1 pseudogene is annotated in these 703 nt (G+C 45.7%); it reads right to left on the bottom strand.

Going from position 1 to position 703, the window contains the following annotated elements:
• Window positions 1-703: pseudogene (locus AB4653_RS05955) on the bottom strand (deoxyribodipyrimidine photo-lyase); the annotation flags it as partial.

The following is a 703-nucleotide window of genomic DNA, read 5'->3' as shown; positions in this document are numbered from 1 at the left end:
TGTCGTGATACCAATCTAAGCCGTTGTATTTCTGCTGAAAGTTAGCGCCTTTAACCAGTTTAGGATGGTGGAACATCAAATGCTTATAAAAATCTCGCCAAATCAATTCGTTGAGCCAACAAAAGGCCGGTAATTGCGTATCAAATAACAGATCGGGTTGTTGCTGAATCAATTGAATCGCTAACCAACGTGGGCTCACTGCGCCAATTGCTAAATAAGGTGATAGGCCCGATGTTCCTTTAACTGAGGGAATATCTCTCAGACGTGCGTAGTCGTTGACTTTATTGCCTAAGAAATTGGGGATCACATTGCCCAATACATCTTGGCTTAATGGCCAGCGACTTGAATCAACACGAGGAAAGTCGAAATCATAGCCAGCGGAGAGGGTTAAGGCTTGTAAGTCGTCAGGAAGCTGTGTTTGTGAACGTTCAGTCGGCACGACAGGAGCTGGACTGCAGATGATGCCTTTCACCTGAACTTCTTTTAACCAAGCGTTCTTAAAGGGCGTAAAGACTTTGAACATCTCGCCTTGTTTGTTGAGAACGCTACCGAGTGGCAGCATAACGTCACAATCGCTGATCTTGAGGTTTAGGCCGCTTGAAATGAGCTTGTTCATCGACCTCTGGTTCAGAGTTAGCGTAGACGCACTTGGCATCAAGCTGCTGGCACAAATCGATGAGCTGTTTGGATTGGTCGTCAAAGT

The organism is Vibrio sp. 10N.222.48.A3 (genome assembly GCF_041475345.1).
In the GTDB taxonomy this organism is placed as follows: domain Bacteria; phylum Pseudomonadota; class Gammaproteobacteria; order Enterobacterales; family Vibrionaceae; genus Vibrio; species Vibrio tasmaniensis_A.
This window is presented reverse-complemented; position numbering and strand designations above follow the sequence as displayed.